Annotated in this window: 14 protein-coding genes; 3 read left to right on the top strand and 11 right to left on the bottom strand. The window is 75.3% G+C overall.

Annotated elements, in window-relative coordinates; genetic code table 11:
- Window positions 1-38 precede the first annotated feature (38 nt).
- Complete coding sequence (locus ABD353_RS11075; protein ID WP_344623344.1) at window positions 39-2,042, top strand: acetoacetate--CoA ligase; 2,004 nt, start codon at window positions 39-41, stop codon at window positions 2,040-2,042.
- An 18-nt stretch (window positions 2,043-2,060) separates the two neighbouring features.
- On the opposite strand, the gene ABD353_RS11080 is transcribed toward ABD353_RS11075, so the two are convergent.
- On the bottom strand, window positions 2,061-3,161 hold the full coding sequence (locus ABD353_RS11080) for a YeiH family protein (protein WP_344623345.1): 1,101 nt from the start codon (window positions 3,159-3,161) through the stop codon (window positions 2,061-2,063).
- A gap of 71 nt (window positions 3,162-3,232) precedes the next feature.
- Here ABD353_RS11080 and ABD353_RS11085 point away from each other — a divergent pair, with 71 nt between their 5' ends.
- Window positions 3,233-4,210: a LysR family transcriptional regulator gene (locus ABD353_RS11085; protein WP_344623346.1), complete on the top strand. Its 978-nt coding sequence runs from the start codon at window positions 3,233-3,235 to the stop codon at window positions 4,208-4,210.
- Between the two features lie 127 nt (window positions 4,211-4,337).
- Window positions 4,338-4,772 carry a DUF5959 family protein gene (locus ABD353_RS11090; RefSeq protein ID WP_344623347.1) on the top strand — a complete coding sequence of 145 codons (435 nt, stop codon included), beginning with the start codon at window positions 4,338-4,340 and terminating at the stop codon, window positions 4,770-4,772.
- A gap of 9 nt (window positions 4,773-4,781) precedes the next feature.
- Here the strand turns inward: ABD353_RS11090 and ABD353_RS11095 are convergent, their stop codons facing one another.
- From ABD353_RS11095 to ABD353_RS11140, 10 genes are all read right to left on the bottom strand, one after another.
- Window positions 4,782-5,243, bottom strand: coding sequence for a winged helix-turn-helix transcriptional regulator (locus ABD353_RS11095; RefSeq protein ID WP_344623348.1), 462 nt, complete (start codon window positions 5,241-5,243; stop codon window positions 4,782-4,784).
- Window positions 5,244-5,369: 126 nt separating this feature from the next.
- The gene (locus tag ABD353_RS11100; protein ID WP_344623349.1) at window positions 5,370-6,509 is read right to left on the bottom strand and encodes a thiopeptide maturation pyridine synthase; all 1,140 of its coding nucleotides are present in this window, start codon (window positions 6,507-6,509) and stop codon (window positions 5,370-5,372) included.
- On the bottom strand, window positions 6,506-8,929 hold the full coding sequence (locus tag ABD353_RS11105; RefSeq protein ID WP_344623350.1) for a lantibiotic dehydratase: 2,424 nt from the start codon (window positions 8,927-8,929) through the stop codon (window positions 6,506-6,508). The genes ABD353_RS11100 and ABD353_RS11105 overlap by 4 nt, the downstream gene beginning before the upstream one ends.
- Complete coding sequence (locus ABD353_RS11110; RefSeq protein WP_344623351.1) at window positions 8,926-10,779, bottom strand: TOMM precursor leader peptide-binding protein; 1,854 nt, start codon at window positions 10,777-10,779, stop codon at window positions 8,926-8,928. The genes ABD353_RS11105 and ABD353_RS11110 overlap by 4 nt, the downstream gene beginning before the upstream one ends.
- Window positions 10,780-10,792: 13 nt before the next feature.
- On the bottom strand, window positions 10,793-12,208 hold the full coding sequence (locus ABD353_RS11115) for a nitroreductase family protein (RefSeq protein WP_344623352.1): 1,416 nt from the start codon (window positions 12,206-12,208) through the stop codon (window positions 10,793-10,795).
- 2 nt (window positions 12,209-12,210) lie between these two features.
- Window positions 12,211-13,251 (bottom strand): lantibiotic dehydratase C-terminal domain-containing protein, encoded by a 1,041-nt coding sequence (locus tag ABD353_RS11120; protein WP_344623353.1) that lies wholly within the window; start codon window positions 13,249-13,251, stop codon window positions 12,211-12,213.
- Window positions 13,235-15,883 (bottom strand): lantibiotic dehydratase family protein, encoded by a 2,649-nt coding sequence (locus ABD353_RS11125; protein WP_344623354.1) that lies wholly within the window; start codon window positions 15,881-15,883, stop codon window positions 13,235-13,237. Before ABD353_RS11125 ends, ABD353_RS11120 begins: the two co-directional genes overlap by 17 nt.
- Window positions 15,883-17,538, bottom strand: coding sequence for a nitroreductase family protein (locus tag ABD353_RS11130; protein ID WP_344623355.1), 1,656 nt, complete (start codon window positions 17,536-17,538; stop codon window positions 15,883-15,885). Before ABD353_RS11130 ends, ABD353_RS11125 begins: the two co-directional genes overlap by 1 nt.
- Window positions 17,535-19,196 carry a TOMM precursor leader peptide-binding protein gene (locus ABD353_RS11135; protein ID WP_344623356.1) on the bottom strand — a complete coding sequence of 554 codons (1,662 nt, stop codon included), beginning with the start codon at window positions 19,194-19,196 and terminating at the stop codon, window positions 17,535-17,537. Before ABD353_RS11135 ends, ABD353_RS11130 begins: the two co-directional genes overlap by 4 nt.
- Entirely contained in the window at window positions 19,189-21,171 is a 1,983-nt protein-coding gene (locus ABD353_RS11140) for a hypothetical protein (protein ID WP_344623357.1), read from the bottom strand. The genes ABD353_RS11135 and ABD353_RS11140 overlap by 8 nt, the downstream gene beginning before the upstream one ends.
- Window positions 21,172-21,179 lie beyond the last annotated feature (8 nt).

A 21,179-nucleotide genomic window follows, 5' to 3' on the forward strand; every position in this document is an offset into this window, starting at 1 on the left:
GCCCCCCGTTTTTCCACCCGCACCACCGGAAGGCGACGATGAGCACCGATACCGACCTGCTGTGGTCCCCGAGCCCGGCCTCGACGGAGAAGTCCGGCGTGGCCGGCTTCCTGAAGCGGCTGGAACGCACCCGGGGGCTGCGCTTCCCGGACTACGCGGAACTGTGGAGGTGGAGCACCGACGACCTGCCCGGCTTCTGGTCGGCGGTCTGGGAGCACTACGGCCTCGACGCCGTCTCCGGCTACGAGAGGGTGCTCGGCGACGCGGCCATGCCCGGGGCCGACTGGTTCCCCGGGGCGCGCCTGAACTTCGCCGAGCGCTGCTTCGCCCGGGCCACCGACGAGCGGCCCGCCCTCGTCGCACTGACCGAGGACGGCGGGCCCGAGGAGACCTCCTGGCGCGAACTCCGGCGCCAGGTGGGGGCCCTGGCCGCCGGGCTGCGGGAGATGGGTGTGCAGCCCGGCGACCGGGTCGCCGGCTACCTGCCGAACACGCCGCACACCGTGGTCGCGCTGCTGGCCTCCGCGGCCGTCGGCGCGGTGTGGACGGTCTGCTCACCGGACTTCGGCACGGCCGGCGTGCTCTCCCGGCTCCGGCAGGCCGAACCGACCGTCCTGCTCGCCGTGGACGGCTACCGCCACGGCGGCAAGGAGTACGACCGGCTCCCGGCCGTCGCCGAGATCACCGCCGGGCTGCCCACCCTGCGGCACCTGGTCACGATCGACCACCTCCGCCCGGCGGCGCCCGCGCCGGCGTCGGTGTGGTCGCCGCGCGGCGACGTGCGGCAGCACCGGTGGGCCCCGCTGACGGCCGGGGACGTCCCGCTCGACTTCGCGGACCTGCCCTTCGACCACCCGCTGTGGATCCTCTGGTCCTCCGGCACCACCGGCCGGCCCAAGGGCATCGTGCAGGGCCACGGCGGCATCGTCGTCGAACTGCTCAAGGCGCTCGGCCTCGGCTGCGACCTGCGCGCCGAGGACCGGTACTTCTTCCACACCACCACCGGCTGGATGGTGTGGAACTTCATGGTCGGCGGCCTGCTGCACGGCAGCACCCTGGTGCTGTACGACGGCAGCCCCACCCACCCCGACACCGACGGCGTCTGGCGGGTCGCCGAACGGACCGGCGCCACGGTGGTCGGGGTGGGCGCGGCCTACCTGACCGCCGCCGAGCGGGCGGACTCCCGTCCCGCGGCCCGCCACGACCTCGGCGCGCTGCGGACCGTCCTGCAGACCGGGTCCGCACTGCCGCCGAGCACCTGGCGCTGGGTGCACGACCGGCTCGGGCCGGACGTGTGGCTGCAGTCCATCTGCGGCGGCACCGACATCTGCTCGGTCCTCGCCGGTGCCAGCGCCCTGCTGCCCGTCCGGGTCGGCCGGATCCCGTGCCCCGCGCTCGGTGTCGCCCTCGCCTCCTGGGACCCGTCCGGCCGGCCGCTGACCGGCCGGCAGGGCGAACTGGTGGTGACGGCGCCGCTGCCGTCGATGCCGCTGCACTTCGTCGGCGACCCGGACGGCTCGCGCTACCGGGCGAGCTACTTCGACACGTACCCGGGCGTGTGGCGGCACGGCGACTGGGTGACGGTCGGGGACGACCTCACCGTCGTGGTCGCCGGACGCTCCGACTCCACGCTCAACCGGATGGGCGTGCGGATGGGGTCCGCCGACATCTACGCCGTGGTGGAGCAGCTCCCCGAGGTCGCGGACAGCCTGGTCGTGGGGGCCGAACTGCCGGACGGCGGCTACCACATGCCGCTGTTCGTGGTCCTCGCGGAGGGCGCCGTCCTCGACAACGCGCTGCGGGCCGGGATCACCGCGGCGATCCGGCACCAGCTGTCGCCCAGGCACGTGCCGGACACCGTCACCGCAGTGCCCGCGGTGCCGCGCACCCTGACGGGGAAGCGGCTGGAGGTCCCGGTCAAGCGCATCCTCCAGGGCGCGGACGTCGCCGAGGTGAGCGGCGAGGGGGCCGTCACCGCCCCGGAGATGCTGGCCTGGTTCGCCGAGTACGCGCGCGGTGTCCGGCGGTCGCGGACCCGGTGAGTCCGCGCGGGAGCCGGGTCAGAGCGTCCCGGTCAGCCACTGCAGCCCCAGGCTGCCGACGGACACGACGAGCCACAGGCAGCCGCCGAGGACGAGCGGCCGGGGCCCGGCGCGGCGCAGTCCGCCGAGGTCGGTGGAGAGCCCGATCGCCGACAGCGCCACGGTGATCAGGAAGACCGCGAGCCCGCCGAGGCCGTGCCGGGCCCCGGCGGGCACGAGCCCGGCGGTGTTCGCCCCGGCCACGGCGAGGAAGGCCAGGAGGAATCCCGGCACCAGTCCGGCCACCCGCACCCGGGTGACGGCGGCGCCCGCCCCGCGGCGGGCCCGCCGGGCGACCAGCGCCGACAGCACCAGGCAGATCGGGATGATCATCAGCGTGCGGGTGAGCTTCACGACGACGCCGTAGTCGGCCGCGCCCGGGCCGTAGGTGGCGGCCGCGGCGACCACGGACGACATGTCGTTGACCGCCGTCCCGGCGAACAGCCCGAAGGCGTGCTGGCTCAGCCCGAGCAGGTGTCCGACCACCGGGAAGACGAGGACCGCGGCGATGTTGAACAGGAAGACCGTGGAGATCGCGTACGCGACCTCGGCGCCGGCCGCTCCGATGACCGGCGTCACCGCGGCGATCGCCGACGCGCCGCAGACACCCGTCCCCACGCCGATCAGGGTGCGCAGGTCGCCGACCACCCCGAGCCACCGGCCGAGGCCGTACGCGGCGGCCAGGCACAGCGCCAGGGTGCCGATCGTCACCGGCAGCGAGCCGGCCCCCACCCTGGCGATCTGCACCAGCGACAGCTGGGAACCGAGGACGACGACCGCGGACTTCAGCACCGGCTTGCCGGCGAAGTCGATCCCGGACCGCAGCCGCGGGCGCGGCCCGGCGAGGACGGCGACCAGCACGCCCAGCACGATCCCGGACACCGGGCCGCCGACGACCGGTACCAGCCGGCCGGCCGCGGTGCCCGCCACGGCCACGGCCAGCGCCGCGGCCAGGCCCGGCACCCGGGCCGCCCAGACGCTCCGGCGGGACGGCCGGGGCACGTCCGCGTGCTGCGGCGTGCGCCGGTCCACAGGTGCGGCGGTCGGCGCCGCGGACTGGAAGTCGAGAGCATCACTCATGTCCGCGACTGTTCCGGGCGCCCGCGCGTCCGCGTAGCCCCCACTTGCAGAGGAGGTCATAGCCCATGGGCATGAGTCAGACGACCGCCACGGCCGTCAGTCCGCCGGTGACGAGCGGGGCGGGGGCCGGTCCGCTCGACCCCGCCGGGTCCGGCCGCCTGCCGGACCCGGAGTCGCTGCGGCTGCTCGTCCTCGTCGCGGAGACGGGCAGTCTCGGCAGCGCGGCGGCACGCCTCGGCATCGCCCAGCCCTCGGCGAGCAAGCGGCTCTCCGCGCTGGAGCGCCGGCTCGGTCTCGTCCTGCTCGACCGGACCCGCCGCGGCTCCCGGCTCACCGACGCCGGCGCGGCGGTCGTCGAGTGCGCGCAGCGCGTCCTGCTCGAACTCGACCGGCTGGTCACCGGGGCGCAGGAGCTGCGCAGCCGGCGCGACGCCGAGCTCAAGGTCGCGGCGAGCATGACCGTCGCCGAGTACCTGCTGCCGGCATGGCTGGGTGAGCTGCGCCGCAGGCGGCCCGAGCTGCAGGTGAGCCTCCAGGTCACCAACAGCGAGCACGTCCCCGACCTGGTGCGCACGGGCGCGGCGGGCCTCGGCTTCATCGAGGCGCCGCAGCCGCCGAGCGGGCTGTCGACCCGTCAGGTGGCGGGCGACCGGCTGCTGGTGGTGGTCGCCCCCGGCCACCCCTGGGCCCGGCTGCGTCGGCCGCTGGGCGTCGCCGTGCTCGCCGCCACCCCGCTGGTGCTGCGCGAACGGGGGTCGGGCACCCGCGACACCCTCGACCGGGCGCTGCGCCGGGCGGGGGCGGGCGACTCCCGGCGGCTGCTGGAGCTCGGCTCGGCGACGGCCGTCCGCAACGCGGTGATCGCCGGAACGGGCCCCGCCGTCATGAGCGAGCTCGCCGTACGGACGGCCGTCGCCGACGGCCGTCTGGTGGAGGTGGAGACGGAGGGGATCGACATGCGGCGGTCCCTGCGCGCGGTCTGGCCCTCCGGCCGCACCCCGACCGGACCGGCCGCCGAACTGCTCGCCTGCACACGGGCCGGCCGGTGACCCGGTGCCGTCCGCCGGTGTCCGCGGGCCGGGCCCGGTCGGGGCGCTGTCGGTCGGACCCGGCAGGATGCGGGTGGCGGGCCGGTGTCGGGGGCCGGGCCGGAGTGCGTGAGGAGGAGGGGCGCGGGTGGGGGATCTCGATGTCGTGAGGTTCGCGGACCGGACGCAGAGCGTCGCGGTGGTGCTGGAGGACGCGGCGGGCGGCGGCCCCCACGAAGGGTGGCACGAGGCCGGGATCGCGATCGAGGCCGGCTTCGTCCGGGCGTACCTGCCGTTGCGCTTCACCGATGCCGATCTCGCGGACCTCACCGGCCACCTCGCCGCCCGCGCCGCGGCCGAGGAGGACGGCGCCCTGCCGGACGGCTCCGCGGTCGACTGGCCGGAGGCGGGCCGCAGCGCCTACCTGCGGCTGTGTGCCGCCGACCCGTTCGTGGTGGAGGTCCGCGACCCGGTCCGGAGCGGGGTGACGGTGAGCGTGCCGCTGCACCTGCGCGACGGCTGGGCGGCCCGCGCCCTCACCCGGCTGGACCGGTTGCGCGCCGCGCTCGGCGAGGGTCGCTGAGCGCGGCGGTCACAGCCGCGTGGGCCGTTCCTGGGGGAATCCGTCCGGGGGGAGCGGGGCGGCCACCGGCCGCAGGGGCGTTCTGTAGTCGAGCATCCGCCGGTCGTACTCGCGCTGGTGGGCCCGGATCTCGTCCGTGTTGTCGACCGCCCAGGTGTGCAGCCGGCTGAAGGGTTCCCGCAGGGATTCGCCGAGTCGGGTCAGCGAGTACTCGACCCCGACCGGGGAGGTCGGCAGAACCTGGCGCCTGATCATCCCGTTGCGTTCCAGACGGCGCAGGGTCTGGGTGAGCACCCGCTGGGTCACGCCCTCCAGCTGGCGCTTGATCTCGTTGAAGCGCTTGGGCTCGCTGAGGACCGTCAGGACGGTCATCGACCACTTGTCGGCGATCTGGTCGAGGATCGGGCGGCTCGGGTCGTCGTTGCGTCGGTGGGCGCCGTTGACGGCGGCGCCGGCTTCGGAAGTGGCCAAGGTGTGCTCCCCCTCGCATTCGCGGCACGTCGTGGGAACCATGCCGGGAGCATGAGCATGCCATATCAACTCGGCATTCCGTTTCATACGGGCGCATTCAATGACATTTCTTTGCCTGACGGTCCATCACATCCCTTGTCCCTGCCCGGTACGGCCCGGCGACAGACGACCGCCGCCGTCGACGAAGCCGATCAGGTCCTGGATCCGGTCCATGGCGGTCACCCCGTGCACGTCCTCGACGGCGCGGGCGACCACGTGGCAGATCAGGTTGCGTTCCAGCTCGCCGATGCCGATCCGGTACATGTTCAGGTAGAGCCAGTTGAGGACGACCCGGTACTGCCGGAAGGCGTCCCAGCCCCCGAGTTGGTCGGCCGCCCCCCGGTGGCCGCCGAGCGTCCGGTGGAACGGGCTGCGGTCGGACCAGGCGCCCCAGCTCGAACCCCACTCCTCCGGCCGGCCGTTCGCGTCGGTGTCGAGCGCCAGCTCCCCGGCCCGGATCAGTTCGGCCGCCCGCTCGCGGTAGTGCAGCAGGGTGTCGAGCAGACCGCCGAACGGCGGCACCTCGTAGCGACCGTCCGTCGCGGCGATGGTGGCGACGCGTCGCCTGAAGTGGTCCGCGTTGGCCTCGTAGACCCGGTCGAACCGCTCGCGCAGTCCGTCGGGTTGCTTGGCGAGGAAGGCGTCGGCGTGCCCGCGGTAGGAGAGGTAGCCGTAGGTCACCGGTGGCAGGAAGCGGTGCGCCGCCGCGATGAACAGGTCGACGGCGGGCGCGATCCTCGAACCGCCGCCGCGGACGGCCTCCAGGACGGCGAAGACGGTGTCGTTGGTGTCCGTGTAGTAGTCGGCGAGCAGGTCGGCCGCGGCCTGCCCGCCGAGGACGGTGAGGCGCCGGTCGTAGGGCTCGGTCTCGACGGAGTTGTTGGCGGCCCACGGGGTCAGCGGCCCCTGCTCGCGCTCGTTGCGGGCGAGCCGCCGGTGCTGCTCCAGCGCGGCCGTCTCGTCGAGCACCGCCGTGGAGGGGCGGGCCCGCAGGTAGCCGCCGAGGATGTCCGCCGCGGCCGGGGCGACCACCGCGTCGAAGGCCTCGGGGGTCGCCTCGATCGGGATCCGGACGTGCGGCCCGCGCCGCCAGTGCGGCTGGAACCAGATCCGGGAGGCCACGGGGGCCACGGCGCGCAGGAAGGGGCGCACCGCGTCGAGCAGCAGATCCGTCCGGTCGGGGTCGTGGTGGTGGACGTTCACGGTGCGCCAGGAGTGGTCCGTCATCGTCCGTCTCCTCGACAGTTCAGTTCGATCAGGAATTCGGTCACCCGCGGCAGGCCTTCCTGGTCGGTGAGCGCCGTCGCGGGCTCCGGCGCGACCTCGGTGAGGACCGCCGCCGCGGCCGGATCGGCGGCCAGCTTCTCGAAGGCCAGTGCCAGCGGCGGTGACCCGATGTCGACCAGCAGCGGCTTGCGGGTCCGGTCGCGGGCGGGCGGGTCCGCCGGGCCGCCGCCCGGCCGCAGCACGGAGACGAAGAACCGGGGCGGGATGCCGTGTTCGGTCAGCCAGGCGGCCAGCAGGAGCAGGAAGTCCGCGTCGGTCTGCCCGGCCGCGCGGCGCGGCAGGGTGCCCGGCCGGGCCACCCAGGTGGCCCGCCGGAGCACCACGCGTCCGACGTCGAGCCGTGGTGCGTGCAGGACGCGGCCCGGCCCCGTCCCCGCGACCGGATCGTGCTGCAACGGCTGGTCGGGGCGGAGCAGGATCGGACTCTCACCGAACGCCTCCACCAACAGGGCCATCACCGGTGGGAGTTGCCGCTCGTAGGAGAGCCCGCCGTGGACGGGGCGGACGGCCTCGTCCCCGTCGAGCAGGACGGGCAGACCGTCCCGCCCCACGCCGACGGTCAGCCGGGCGGGCGGCGGGTAGTCGAGGCGCTCGGGCAGGGCGAACTCGCGCTGGTCGAGCGAGGTGGCCGGGGTCTGCGCGAACTCGGCGTACCTCGTCCCTCCCGGGTGCACCGCCGCGACCGGCAGCGGGTCCTCACCGGCGGCGACCAGGAGCCGGCGCACCCGGGACCGGCCACGGCCGAAGCCGGAGTTGACCGCGTTGACGACCAGCCGCCCGCCGTCGTACTGGGTGTAGACGGCGGCCGATCCCACCGGGCGCACCCAGACCGGGAGCGTGTCCAGCACCTGCTCGATCCGCCGCCGGTCCGGCAGCGCGCGCCGGACCTCGCCGATCAGGCCGACCAGTCGGCGCACCTCCGGGATCGCACTGGCGGCCAGCACCTCCGTCGGTCCGGTCGGGGCGAAGGCGACGGCGGCCGGGTGCAGCCGCATCACCTCACCGCCGTGGCGCACCAGTTCGGTGTAGAACCGGTCGAAAGGCACCGGTGTCCGCGTTCCGAAGCGCTCCCGGACGAACGAGGCGATCGCCAGCTTGAACGGCAGCGTGTGGTCGAAAACGGCCAGCAGCCGGCAGGCGAGGGCCAGGTCGTCGAGGGCGGCCCGCCAGGACGACAGGCCGGCCTCGGCCACCACGCCGGGGATGACCGACTGCTCGGTCACCACGTCCCGGAGTCTGCCGGTGACGCCCAGCGGTACGAGGCGTTCGGAGAGCGTCGCACCGAGGGCGGCCCGCTCGGTGCCGTCGGCGTGCGCGTAAGCGCGCAGCGCTTCGTGGACGGGGGTCAGCTCGGGCGCACGCCGTGCCAACCGGCCGAGCGGGTCGGGGCCGTGCTCGTCGAGATCGGGCCGGGCCAGCAGCAGTCCGGTGGCCAGCAGCGCGTGCAGGTATCCGGCGGCCCGGTCCGGCGGCGCGGGGAGTCGGGCGGTCAGCTCGGCGAGGGTCGGCCGGTCGGCGGCGGCCCGCAGGCAGTGCCGCAGGGCCGCGGTCAGCGGCAGGCTGAGCAGTTCCTCCTCCGGCGCGGGGCGGAGGAACCGGACGGTGTCCGACACGATCCGTGCACTGGGGTTGACGCGGACCCTGGTCCCGGTCGCCCCGGACAGTTCCGCGGCCAGCGGGACGAGTGCGGCGAGGTCGAGTTCGACGACCGACCGGGCCGGTGCGGTCGCGGTCCAGCGCAGCGCGGGACCGTCCGGGACGAAACGGCCGAGGCCGCTCGCGGTGAAGGTGCTGAACGGGCTGGTCCTGACGGCGGCCCTGGTGGCGTAGACGGCCAGCCGGATCAGTTCCTGCCGGCCCGGCCGGTGCTGCAGCACCTGGCGCAGGGTGGGGCTGGCATGGGCGAGGCCCTGGTCGAAGCGGGGGTCGGCGGCGATCTCCCGCAGGGCGGCGTTCACGGCCCGTTCCGCCTCGGCGAGCAGCGCCGGCAGTTCCGCGCGCCCGGCCCGGTGCCGGGCCACGCGGTGCCCGAACTCGGTGATGTCCGCCGTCAGTTCGCCGCCAAGGGCGACGGTGACCAGCGGATCGGCCAGCAGCCGCGCGGTGTCTCGCTGCTGGTGCACGCGGCGCCGCAGGGCGACCAGCTTCGGCTTGGCGGCCGGGTGCGGGAGCGCCCCGATCACCGCGTGGCAGCGGTCGGAGAGCTCGGCGGCGCGGGCGGTGAGTTCGGCGGCGGTGCGTGCGGTCGCCAGCAGCGCGTCGCGCAGCGGCCGGTCGGCCAGTTGCTCGGTGACGGTGGCCGCCAGGCCGGCGACCCGGACGGTGAAGGTGGCGGCGACGACGGGGTGACGGCTGCTCATGGGAAGGGGTGGGGGTGGGGGTTGAGGTCGGCGTCGGTGAGCGGGCGCGGCGCGTGGCCGAGCCGGTGCGGCACCTCGCGCAGCCGGGGCAGGCCGGTGGTCCGCCGGTTGCGGTGGCCGAAGGTCATCGGCAGTGCGCCGGGGGCGAGGACCTTCACGCAGTGCAGTCCGGCGGCCCGGTGCAGCGGCGAGGTCTGGTCGACGACCACCACGTCCATGCCGCCGGCCCGCATCCGGCCGACGGCCTCCGTCAGGTCGTCCCGCAGGTCGGCGTGGTGCGGCCAGGGGCCGCGGCCGACGCGGTCCCAGCCGACGGTGCGGTCCGGGCCGGAGAGCAGGAAGTCGAAGCGGTCGAGCGCCTCCGGGGTCGCGCTGCACAGTGCGTGGTCGGTCATCACGCGCACCAGGTCGGGGTCGGCCGCCATCCGCCGGGCCCGCTCGGCCTCGGCGGGGTAGCGGCGCAGCTCCTGCTCGACGATGGGTGCGAGCTCGCCGAGGACGCTGAGCACGGCGGCGGCCGGGTCGAGGGCCGATCCACTGGTGCAGATGACCTGCGGGCGTGCGGGGTCGCCCTCGGTGTCCCGGGCCAGCACCCAGAACGCGGGGATCGCCTCGGCCAGGGTGGTGTCGAAGGCCCGTACCCGGTAGCCGGTTCGCTCCAGGCGTTCGACGACCAGCCGGATCCGCGGGTCGGGTGCGCGGGCCAGGTCGACCTCGGGCACCGGCATCCGGGCGTACCAGGTCATCAGGAAGGCGTCGCGTTCGACGACCTCCAGGATGCCGTGCAGGATCGCCTCCTCGGGGCAGCCGCCGAGCGCGCAGCCGTTGGAGATCTCGAAGGTGAACGGCTTGTCCGCCGCGGCGCCCGGCTGGAAGTCCGTGCGGTAGTAGGCGTGGCTCTCCGGGACGAGCACCGGCCGGGCGAGGCCGAAGGAGTACCCCCACACCCAGGACACCACCGCGTCCTCGGTGAACGGCTGGTAGCGGCCGTCCGGGTCGGGGTGGCGGCCGGGCGGGAACAGGCCGAACGAGCGCGGGTCGAGGGCGTCGTCCGCGAGGTCGGCCCAGCTGCCGCGCACGCTGGTCCGCTTGCCCCAGGGCCACTGGCCGCCGAGGCGTTCCAGGGCCTCGGCGATCGCGGTGGTCCGGCAGGTGGCGTAGTCGCGTCCGCGCCCCCAGCCGGCCTCGCCGCGGTGGCCGTACTCGGTGAGCACGGCCTCGGCCAGCGGGAACCGGGCGTCCCGCATGCCGTTCGGCGGGGCGACCACGCCGGTTTCGGCGTCCACGTACAGGGCGGTCAGCTCGGCCTCGTGCAGGTCGCGGACCCTGGTGGCGCCCGGCCGCGGCTTGGGCCGCGGCCGCAGGTCGATCGCGGCCAGGACGGCGGTGTCCTCCGGCAGCGTCCCGCAGACCCGGCACAGCGGGTCGGGCAGGAACGGGTGCCGGGCGAGGGAGAGGTCGCGCAGGCCGACGTACCAGCAGCAGTCCGCGGCCGCGCCGGTGTGCAGCAGCTCTCGGACGGTCTCGGCGGCGCAGCTGGACAGCCAGGGCGAGGGCCGCTGCGCGATCCGCCCGTCCTGGCGCAGTTCGGCCGTCCACCGGTCGCGGCGGGGCGCGGCGGACCGCCAGGTCTGCACGCACCAGGCGCAGCCGGGCTCGCCGGGCCGGACGACGGGGCCGATCACGGCCTTGTCGAGTTCGGTCCACACCGGCACCCAGTCCTCGCCCCGGTCGTGGGCGGCGGCCCAGTCGCCGGTGTGCCAGGTGTCGTGCGCGACCACCAGCAGGGACGGTGGCCGTCCGGCGATCGCCCCGGCCAGCAGGCCGGTGCCGAGTACGGTCTCGCTCACGTGCGCCTCCCCCTCACCACGTCAGCCGGAACTCGGGGCGCAGCCCGGCCGGGTGCTCGGTGCCGAGCTGGGCCATCAGCAGGCTCCGCCTGCGTCCTTGCAGGCCGAACCACTCGTCCAGCCGGTGCGTGAGCACGTCGTTCTGGATCCGGCTCGCCACGCCGACGGCGGCGGCGGCGAGGCAGGCCCGGTGCAGTGCGGCGCCGGCGGCGGCCTGTTGCAGCCGGTACCAGCGGGCGCCGAACCGGGCCTCGGCGGCCTCCGCGTCGCCGACCGGCAGCAGCCACAGGTTCGCCGTACGCGCGCCCTGCTGGGTGAGTGCGGCCAGGGCGGCTTCGCGCAGCCGCTGCCGGGGGTCGCCGTCGGCGACGGCCTCCAGCCGGTGCTCGTCGGGGTGGTAGCGGTAGGCCCCGGACGGGATTCCGGTCACGTCGGCGACGACGCAGTAGAACTCGACCAGGTGGTCCGGCAGGTCCCAGCGGGCCTGCTGTCCGTAGGCGGTGAGGACGGTGGCCAGCGCGCCGGGCGGCATCGGGTCGCCGTTGAAGCCGCGGACGGCCGCGTGCCGGGTCCGGGTGCCGGCCCGGAGGTCGGGTGCGGCCAGTGGCAGGTCGATCCGTTTGCCGTCGCCCACCGGGGCGTCCGGCAGCGGTTCGGGGCCGGGGCGGCTCTGGGCGAGCACGGCGGTGTGGGCGGCGTGGGCGCGCGGGAAGGCGGCCATGGACGGGCCGGGCACGGCGGGCGGGGGCGGCGGGAGCAGTTCGACGAGCGCGTGCACGCCCTCCTCGCGGGGGTCGAGGCCGAGCAGTTCGGCGAGGTCGGCGTCGGGGAAGCGGAGCCGGGCGGTGGCTTCCTGCCCGTCGGTGACCGCGAGGGCCTGCGCCACCTGGATCCCGGCCTCCAGGCAGGCGAGCCGGTAGTGCATCTCGCCGTACTTCGCGGCGAGCCGCCAGAACACGTTGGTCTGCACGAGCACCGTGGCGGCCGGCCGGGAGGCGACCCGGCCGAGGTGGTCGCCCGCGCGCAGGCGGACCAGGTCGTGGCGGGCCGGGTCGTAGTAGTGGACGCCGGTCGGCACCCCGGAGTCGGGGCCGGCGATCACGTACCACTCGGCGCTGTAGCGGGCGCCGCCCGACGGGGTCGGTCGCCTGGTGACCAGCCACTGCAGCGGGTCGTCGTCGGGGATCGCGTCGAAGCCGTCGGTGAAGGGCAGCATGTCCAGTGGTGTCAGCCACTGCGCGCGGGTGATGCCGCCGAGGTCGGCGAGCAGTCGGCCGAGCCGGTGCCCGGCGCGCTCGGGCGGCCAGGGCAGCGGGTGCCGCGGCGCGCCCGGGTAGCTCTTGACGACCCGGGGCGGGAACGCCTGCGGGTCGGCCACCTCGGTCGGGGTGTGCACGTCCTCCTGGTAGCGGGTGACCGGGTCGTTCACGGTCACACCGCGCACAGGTCGAAGGCGGTGCGGGTCAGCAGCAGCCGCAGGTGGGACTCCTGGGCCAGGCCGATGCCGAGCCGGTTGCACATCAGGTGCGCGCACCGCTCCACGATCAGCTGCGGCACCACGTGGTTGATGTGGTCCAGGACGTCGGCGGGCGCCTCGAAGCTCGGGTACGCGTCCAGCCGGTCGAGCAGTTCGAGGCGGACCAGGGTGTCGTTCAGGTCCCTGGTGCTCGCCAGCCAGGTGCCCGCCACCGACCCGTCGGGCAGTGCCACGCCCCGGGTGGCCGCCCACACCGCCTCCAGGGTGGAGCGCAGCCGGGCCTTGTTGGCCTCGTAGTGCCGTTCGAACGCCGGTGTGCCGATCAGCTGCGCGGCCTGACCGCCGCTCTCGACCATGAACCGTGCCTGGTAGGCGAGTTCGGGCAGAATGCCGGTGAACAGGGTGCGGTTGGCAGCCAGCATGGCGAAGGCGTCCATGGCGCGCTGCCCCGGGGTGCGGCCGCGGGCGATCAGCTCCAGGGCCAGCGCGCTGGCCGCCATCAGCTGCCGCTCGACCGCCTCCAGCGAGCGGCCGGTGCCGAACACCCCGGTCTCCGGCCGGTAGTCGACGAACGCGACCGAGTTGTCCGGGTGGAGTTCCGTGTCGTAGGCGGCCATCCGTTCCAGCGCTGCCAGGCCCGGTGCGGAGTCGGCGTACTCCTGCGGGGTCATCGGGGATCCGGACGGCGAGGTCCGGTAGAACTCCGCGGCGGTCTCCTCGATGACGGCCCGGACCTCCGCGGCCCGCTCGGGGTCGGTGAGCACCCGCAGCCGGACGTGCGGGCCGCCCTCCCAGTAGCGCAGGAAGAAGAAGCCCTCGGCCTGCCCGGCCCGGCGCAGCCGTTCGACGGCGGGCCGGACGGCGCCGACGACCAGGGCGTCCTGGTCGCCGTGGTAGTGGAGGTGGGCGCTGACCCAGGTGCGTGCGGCCGTCGCGGGCGGCTCCGGCAGGTCGGCCGGGGCGGACGCAACGGGCAGGTCAGGTGTGTCGGACATGGGTGACTCCGGGCTCGTTGAGTTCCACGATGTACTCGGCGACGCGCTCGCCGCGGATCCGGCCGGGGTCCGGCAGGGTCTCGGTCATCTGCACGATCGCGTCCGGCTCGGCGAGCCGACGTTCCAACCCGAGCAGCAGCAGCATGCTCGCGAAGTCCACGTAGGTGGGTTTGGTGTCGTTGCGCGGGGCCCGGCCGCCGCCCCCGGCCAGGGTGGCCGGGTCGAGCACGGTCACGAAGCACCGCTCGGGGATGCCGTGTTCGGCCAGCCATCCGGCCGTCCGCAGCATCCAGGCCGCGTCGGTGGCGGCGTCGGCGCGCCGGGGCATCCGGTCCGCGCGGGTCATCCACACGGCGCGGCGCAGCACCACCGTGCCGACCGTCAGCCGCGGAAGGCGGCGCACGCCGGTGTCGGTGCGCGGGTCCGAGGTCATCCGGAGTTCGGTGTGCGCGCCGAACCAGGTGGTGGACTCGCCGAAGGCCTCGACCATGAACCGTGCGGCGGGTGGCAGCAGCCGGTCGCCGAGGCCGGGGTGGACGGGGCAGATCTGCCGGCCGAGCCGTCGTGACACCAGCTGGAGCAGTCCGTCGCCGCCGCGCCGCACCGACAGGTCGTTGACCGGCAGCCGGTCGTCCGGGGCGCGGAGGCTGCGCACGCCGGGGTAGTCGACGACCAGCCGCACCCCGGGCTTCCTGACGTTGACCGCGGACCTGGCCACGGCCTCGAACTCGGCGAACAGCACCTCGCCGCGGCCGGCGGCCGGTCCGTGGTCGGCCGGTGCGTCGGTGTGCAGGTCGAGCCCGTCCAGGATCTGCCGCACCCGGTTCCGGCCGCGGCCGAATCCGCAGCTGACGGTGTTGACCACCAGCTCGTGGCCCTGCGCGGTGGCGGCGAGTTGGCAGTAGGCGGCCACGGAGGTGGGGGTGCGCACCCAGCCCGGCCACTCCTTGGCGAGCGTGCGGATCTCCTCCGGGTCGATGCGGACCACCCCGTCCGGGTCGGGTGCCCGCTCGCCCAGCAGCCGCTTGGCGGCGGCGCGCAGGTGCTGCAGTTCGCGCAGCGCGTCCCCGAGTCCGTGTTCGGGTCCGTCCCCGGGGCCGTCCCCGGCGGCGGGCGCGGGGGCGGCGTTCTGCTGCTCGGTCAGCACGTCCCGGTAGAACACCAGCAGCGGGACCTCGGCCCCGGCCGGGTACCGGTCGCGGAACAGCCGGCTCAGGGTCAGTTTGGCGGGCAGGTCGGGCCCGATCAGGCCGAGCAGGGTGCGCACGGCGTCCAGGTCGTCCAGCAGGGGCTGCCAGCGTTCCAGGTCCAGCACGGCGGCGGTGCCCGGGTGGACGGCGTTCTCGTAGAAGCTGTACCGGGCGAACTCCTTGGCCAGCTTGGGGTTGTGCAGGTGGGCGTGGTCACCCGCCTCGCGCAGGGCGGTGTCCAGGCCGCGGACCACGGCGTCGCGGACGGCGACCCGGGCTGCGGGCGCGGCGATGGTCGGGTAGGCCGACAGCGCCTCCTGCACCGCGTGCAGGGTCCGGTCCAGCTCCTGCAGGCCTGGCCGGCGCAACCGGTGCAGCCAGGAGCGCAGGTCGGCGACCGGGTCCGGGCTCTGGTCGGCGAGCGGCGGGACGGGCTCCAGCACGCCGAGGGTGACCAGGCGGCGCAGGAAGGCGTCGGCCTGGTGTCCGTCGGCCGCCCGGGCCAGCAGTGCGCCGCGCAGCTCGTCCGGGGTGGTGCCGTGCGTGGTCACGTCGAGGACCCGGCGCAGCGTCGGGGTGAGCGCGAGGCCGTGCACGTGCTCGACCGGACGGCGGCCGAGGAAGACCAGCGTGTCGCCGACGACGGTGGCGCTCGGGTTGATCCGGATCGGGCAGCCGCCGGCGACGTCCGGGCGTTCGCCGACGGCGCGGGCGATCCGGTGCAGCGTGCCGATGCTGACCTCGGTGCCGGTCGGGGCGGTGCCCTGGTGCTCCGTCAGCCGTGCGGACGGTTCGACGATGTCGTCGGACGTTCCCCAGGCGGCCAGTCCGCTGCTGGTGAAGGTGGAGTAGGGGCTGGTCTTGGCGGCGGATCGGGCCAGGTACTGGGCGAGCCGCAGCAGGCTCTGGCGCTGGGGTGCGCGCCCGGTGGCCAGCCACCGGTGCAGGGCGAGGAACATGTCCGGGTTGGCGTGCACCAGACCCAGTTGGAAGGCCGGCAGCCGGCCCGCGTCGCGCAGGGCCCGGCAGCTCTGCGCCCAGTCCTGTTCCAGGTGCTGCGGCAACTCGGCCTGCAGCCGGTCGCGTTCGCCGAGCAGCGCGGACCAGTGCCGCAGCGGGGCGGTGAGGTCGGCGGGCACGTCGGCCAGTCGGGCGGGGTCGATGCGGCGGCCGCGGTGCACGGCCCGGCGCACGGCGACCGCCCGGGCCTTCGCCTCGCCGTCGCCGAGGGTGCCGATCGCCGTGTGCAGCAGGGCCGACAGCTCCCCGGCGGCCTCGGTGATCTCGGCGCGCAGGCGGAGCAGTTCCCGGGCGGTGCTCCAGCTGCGCGCGCAGCGCAGGCCGTCCAGCGCGGCGGCCGGGCTGCCGGCGAGCCGGATCACGGCGGCCGGGGCGAGCCGGTACGGTGCCGTTCCCGGCGGGGCTTCTCGCGGGCTCTCCATCACTCCACCGCCTCGGGTTCGACGGGCACGATCATGCGGCCGCCGGGGCCCGTCCTGGCCAGCAGGATCTGGAACACCGGGGTGTGGCGCTGCTCGGTGAGGCCGAGGGCCGCGCGGACCCCGTCGGCGTGGTAGGCGTTGACGACGCGGCCCGACATGCCCTGCGCGGCCGCGGCGACGCACACGCGGTGGGCGAGCAGTCCGGCCTCCTGGTTGATCACGCGGTAGCCGCGGTCGCCGAAGGTGTCGAAGGCCCAGTCGCGGTCGCCGACCAGGTGGACGACGGCGTTGATGTGCGTGAAGACCGGTCCGGGGACGGTGACGCGTTCGATCGCGGTCACGGCGTCCGGGCCGACGGCGTCGGTGGCGCCGTGGGGCGCGGTACGGACGACCGGGTGCAGCGCTCCCGTCTCCGGGGCGATCCGGTAGGCCCCGGGCGGTATGCCGGTGAGGTCTCCGACGGTCAGGAAGACCTCCAGCGGGGCCGGTGTTCCGGCGGGGACGGCGTCGCTGACGATCCCGGTGCGGATCCGGGCCAGTCGGGCCCACAGTTCGACTCCGTCGACCCGGGAGGCGACCGGCCGGAAGATGCCGGGGCCCGAGTCGCGGGCGCGCAGCACCCCGGCCAGGCCGGGCTCGGGGACCTCGGTCGCGGGCAGCGGCCGCGGCTCGGCGCCGGGGAGGGCGGGCGCGACCGGGACGGCCGTCGTGAAGCCCGTGGTGTCGGTGCGCAGCGACGCCCGGTTGACCTCGGTGAGCAGGGGGCAGGCCCGGGGGACGTGCAGGCCGCTCGGGACCACCGGCGGTTCGATCGCCTCGACGGTCGCGGCGAGTGCCGCGGCGGTCTCCGCGACCGGCCGGCCCTTCGGACCGGTACCCGGACCTGGACCTGGACCTGCGCCCGCGCCCGCGCCCGCGCCCGCGCCCGCGCCCGCGCCCGCGCCCGCCTCGGCCTCGGCCTCGGCCTCGGCGAGGTGGAGCGGCAGCACCAGCAGGGCCGGTTCCTCGTCGCCGTCGAGCCCGAGCAGCTTGCCGACCGGCTCGTCCAGGAACTGGTGGTGGACGTGCGCCCGCAGGCCCATGGCCCGGGCGACCAGGTCGAGGTTCCCGGCGACCAGGCCGGCCTCCTGCGTGCACAGCCGGTAGGCGTAGTCCCGGTAGATGTAGGCGGTCTTGGGCAGCAGGGCGGCGAGCACGACCACGGCCTGCGGCATCGGCCCGCCGGTTCCGGTGGCCCGGGTGAGCAGCCGCCGGTGGTCGCCCTCGCGCAGCCGCACGAGGGTGTGGTGCGGGGCGTCGTAGTGGTGGGTGCCGTCGGCGAGACACACGTACAGCTGGACGCCGAACAGGCAGCGCGCCGAGGCGACCGTCCGGTGGTAGGGCCAGGTCCCGTTGGTGTCGAACTCCTGCCGGGAGATGCCGTAGCCGTAGTGCAGCAGCGTGGACAGGCCCGGCCCGTCGAGGGTGTCCACGGGGCCGAGTTCGGTGGGCAGCCTCGTGGTCAGCGGCAGGCGCGGCAGGCCCCGGTAGATCTTGAACTTCAGTGGTTCGTCCGGGTTGCCGTACTCCGACTGCCGGGTCTCCATCGCCTCGGCCAGGTCCTCCAGGCTGATCCGCCAGAACTCGCGGCCGATGCCGTCCCGGCGGTCCGTCACGGGAACGGGTGCGGATGCGGATTGCGCACCTGCCCGAGCCGGGGCAGTCCGGTCACCCGCCGGGCCGTGTGGCCGAAGGTCATCGGCACCGAGCCCGGTGCGATCACCTTGACGCATGTGAAGCCTCCCGATGCCTGTTCCGTTGAGGTGGTGTCGACGGCGATCACGTCCATGCCGGCGGCCGCGAAGCGCCGCACGGCCTCGTCCAGGTCGGCGCCGATCTCGGTGTGGTGCGGCCACCGCCACCGTTCGAGCCCCTGCTGCCAGGTCGACGCCGGAGGGTCGTCCAGCAGGAACGCGTACCGGTCGAAGCTGTCCGGATCGGCCGCGCAGAGCAGGTGGTCGGCCATCGAGACGACCTCGTCCGGGTGCCCGGCCAGGTGCCGGGCACGGTCGCGCCACCCGGGGTCCATGGCCAGCAGGGTCACGTACTCGACGGTCTGGCTCAGTTCGTGCAGTGCGGCGAGGACCGCCTCGGCCGGTCGGAGTCCGCTGCCGCCGGTCGAGACGGCTCTCGGCCGGCCGTCGCCGGTGACGTCCTCGGCGAAGGTCCAGAAGGAGGGGATGCCGTGCTCCCGGGTGCTGTCGAAGATCCGTACCCGGTAGCCGTGCCGCTCGATCCGTTCGGCGACCAGCGGGATCCGGCGGTCGGGTGCGGCGGCCGGGTCGAGTTCGGGAAGCGGGGTGCTGCCGTACCAGGCCGTCAGGAACGCGTCGCGTTCGGCGACTTCGAGGACGCCGTGCAGCACCGCCTCCTCGTAGCAGCCGCCGAGCGCGCAGCCGCTGGAGATCTCGCAGGCGAACCCGGCCTCGCCGCCGTTGCCCCGCAGCCGGTAGTAGACGAAGCCCTCCGGGACGAGCACCGGGCGGGCCCGGCCGAACGACCAGCCCCAGACCCAGTTCGCCACCGCGTCCTCGGTGAACTCCCGGTAGGGGAAGCCCGGCGTGCGGTACCGGTCGGCGGGGTAGAGCCCGAGGGTGCGGGGGTCGATCGCGTCGGCGGTCACCTGCGCCCAGCAGGCCCGGACGGCGGTGCGCCTGGCCGGTGCGTGGGCCGCGAGCCGCTCCAGCGACTCGGCGACCGCGACGGCCCGTGCGGACGCGAAGTCGCGGGTGCGGCCGTAGCCGGACGCCTCGGTGGAGACGCCGGGCACGGCCAGCACGGCTTCGGTGAAGGGGAAGGCGTGCTGGGTGTAGGAGGTGACGGAGGGTATCAGCCCGCTCTGCCCGTCCACGTAGACCGCCTCCAGCGCGGCCCGGTCCAGCCGGCTGACCCGGCTCGACCGGGGGGAGAGCTTGGCCCGGGCCCGGCGGGTGATCCGCGCGCCCTCCGCGGTGTCGGGGGTGGCGGTCGAGCAGGTCGGGCAGTGCGGGTCGGCCAGGAAGCCGTGCCGGGACAGCGCGAGCGTGGCCGCGTCGACGATCCAGTAGCGCTGTGCCTGCGGCTCGGCGCCGGTCAGTTCGGCGACGGTGTCCGCGAGGAAGGTCGGGAGCTGCGGGCGCGGCGTCCCGGTGGCGGGCGGGGCGGCGGGCCCGGCGGTGCGGTCGTCGCCGGAGGCCGCGGTGCGCCGGGTGTGCAGGCAGTCCGGGCAGCCCGGCGGCCACGGTCCGACGATCACCCGGTGGGGTTCCCGCAGCACCTGGGGCCGGTCAGCCACGGACGACCACGGCCTGTGCCACGAACGGACACAGCCGGGCGACGGCGGGATCGTGGTCCAGCGGCACGGCCACCACCCGGCCGCCGTCGCGCGTCAGCCGTGCCACGACCTCGTCCAGGGTCACCGGGCCAGGCCGTGCCCCGTCCGGCCCGGCCTCCGGGCGCGGCTTCCCGCGCAGTTCCGCGGGCAGCTCGGGCACGGCCTCCGGCGCGTAGCCGGGCTGGTCGGCGGCCCGGGCCTGGTGGGCGAGCAGGGTCAGCTCCAGCCCCTGTTCCAGTGCGGCGCCGGCCTCCAGGGCGCTGGTGCAGGCGACGGTGGCCTCCGGGGTGGTGAACGCGAAGGTGGGCAGGCCGAGCAGTCCGGACAGGTCGTAGACCTCGTACGGCTGGTCGACGATCTCCAGCAGCTTGCGGTAGCGCGCGCCGCGCGCGGTCAGTTCGGCGCCGGCGAGGCCGAGCCGGGGCAGCGGCGCGGTCGCGGCCGCGAGTGCCGCACCGGCGCCCGCGCGGGCCGCCGCGACCACCGCGGCGCGCACCGCCGCGGACCAGTCGTCCCCGGACGCCGCGGTCCGCGCCGGGAAGACCGCCGAGGCCTCGACCTCGACCGGCTCGCCGGTGAGCACGTCCACGCCGTGCAGCCGGTCGCCCCTACGGGAGTCGGCCATCACGGCCGCGTAGCGTTCGAACGCGCGCCGCACGGCCCGTTGGCGCGATTCGACGACGCTCTCGCCGCAGCCGTGCACCGGGAACGGGCCGCCGGCCAGGCCGACCGGGTCGGAGACCATCACCTCGCTGACGAACAGCGGCAGCTGTTCGTAGTCGCGCTCGGTGATCTCCGCGAACACGCCGGTCCGGGGGTCGACGCAGTCCACCGCGCGCCGGGCGAGCTCCTCGTCGTCGACGGGCGGTGCGGCGGACAGGGCGGCCGGTCGGGCCGGGTCGTCGGGGACGGCGGGGAGTGCCAGCGGGTGCGGCAGGAAGGCGTGGGTCGCGGTCTCCAGCGTCTCCAGGTCGAACCGGACCAGCCGGTCGGCCGCTTGCCCCCGGTCGATGCCGGTCAGGTGGCGGAACGCCGCGAAGCAGAGCTGGTTGGCGACCAGGGCGACGGTCGGGCCGCGCAGGAAGTCGCTCGGCGCGAGATCCGGACGGTCCCTCAGGTCCGCGCCCGGCAGGTCCGGCGCGAGTGCGCACAGCCGCCGCCAGGCCGACTCCCAGGCGGTGGCGTCGCCGTCCTCGCCGATCACCGGGCCGATCCACGCCTCGTCACCGACCGCGACCGCCTGCGCGAACGCGGCGCCCGCGGCACGGGCGGTCCTCGGTAGCCGCCGGGCCCGCCCGATCATGGGCCGGTCGGCGACGTGCAGCACCATCGCGGCGCCGGCCGCGAGCCGGTCGTCGTCGACGGCCTCCAGGTGGGCGAGTCGCTGGTCCGGGTCGAGCGCCCGGGCCGCGGCCAGGTGCTCGGCGACGCGGTCCCGGTCGAACGGGGACTCGGGGAACGGCGCGACCGTCGCGGTGCGCACGCCGGAGCGCAGCTGCGCGTTGGTCAGTGCCTGCAGCAGCGGGCCCGCGCCGGTCAGGACGACGGCGGCCTCGCGGTAGCGCTCGAAGCGCAGTTCCGGCGAGTCCGTGAAGTACTCGACGAAGGCGATGTTCGCGGCGTAGGTCCTGGCGAGGTCGGCGGTGAGGGTGTGCGGGCGGTCGTCCAGGACGTTCTTGACGTAGCCCTTGCCCAGCAGCAGCAGGGTCAGTCTGGCCAGCGCGGCACGGCTCTGCTCCGGCACGGCCGCACACAGTTCGCCGAGGGTCCTGGTGCCGTCCAGCAGTGGCGCGATCCGCTGGATCCACTCGTAGGTCGACGCGCCCTTGAGCATCGATCCGCCCAGGTTGCTGCGGATGTACGCGCCCTCGGGCACCCGCATGACGTACACGTCACCACGCAGGCGCGGCCGGATCCGCTCGACATCGACGTCCATGACCACCG

Origin of the sequence: Kitasatospora arboriphila, from assembly GCF_039528095.1 — a bacterium.
Lineage (GTDB): Bacteria > Actinomycetota > Actinomycetes > Streptomycetales > Streptomycetaceae > Kitasatospora > Kitasatospora arboriphila.

Bases quoted from the DNA above. Each gene is read 5' to 3' on its own strand.
- ABD353_RS11125 (WP_344623354.1), bottom strand. From the start codon at position 15,883: ATGGAGAGCCCGCGAGAAGCCCCGCCGGGAACGGCACCGTACCGGCTC.
- ABD353_RS11105 (WP_344623350.1), bottom strand. From the start codon at position 8,929: ATGAGCAGCCGTCACCCCGTCGTCGCCGCCACCTTCACCGTCCGGGTC.
- ABD353_RS11075 (WP_344623344.1), top strand. From the start codon at position 39: ATGAGCACCGATACCGACCTGCTGTGGTCCCCGAGCCCGGCCTCGACG.
- ABD353_RS11120 (WP_344623353.1), bottom strand. From the start codon at position 13,251: ATGTCCGACACACCTGACCTGCCCGTTGCGTCCGCCCCGGCCGACCTG.
- ABD353_RS11100 (WP_344623349.1), bottom strand. From the start codon at position 6,509: ATGACGGACCACTCCTGGCGCACCGTGAACGTCCACCACCACGACCCC.
- ABD353_RS11140 (WP_344623357.1), bottom strand. From the start codon at position 21,171: ATGGACGTCGATGTCGAGCGGATCCGGCCGCGCCTGCGTGGTGACGTG.
- ABD353_RS11085 (WP_344623346.1), top strand. From the start codon at position 3,233: ATGAGTCAGACGACCGCCACGGCCGTCAGTCCGCCGGTGACGAGCGGG.
- ABD353_RS11080 (WP_344623345.1), bottom strand. From the start codon at position 3,161: ATGAGTGATGCTCTCGACTTCCAGTCCGCGGCGCCGACCGCCGCACCT.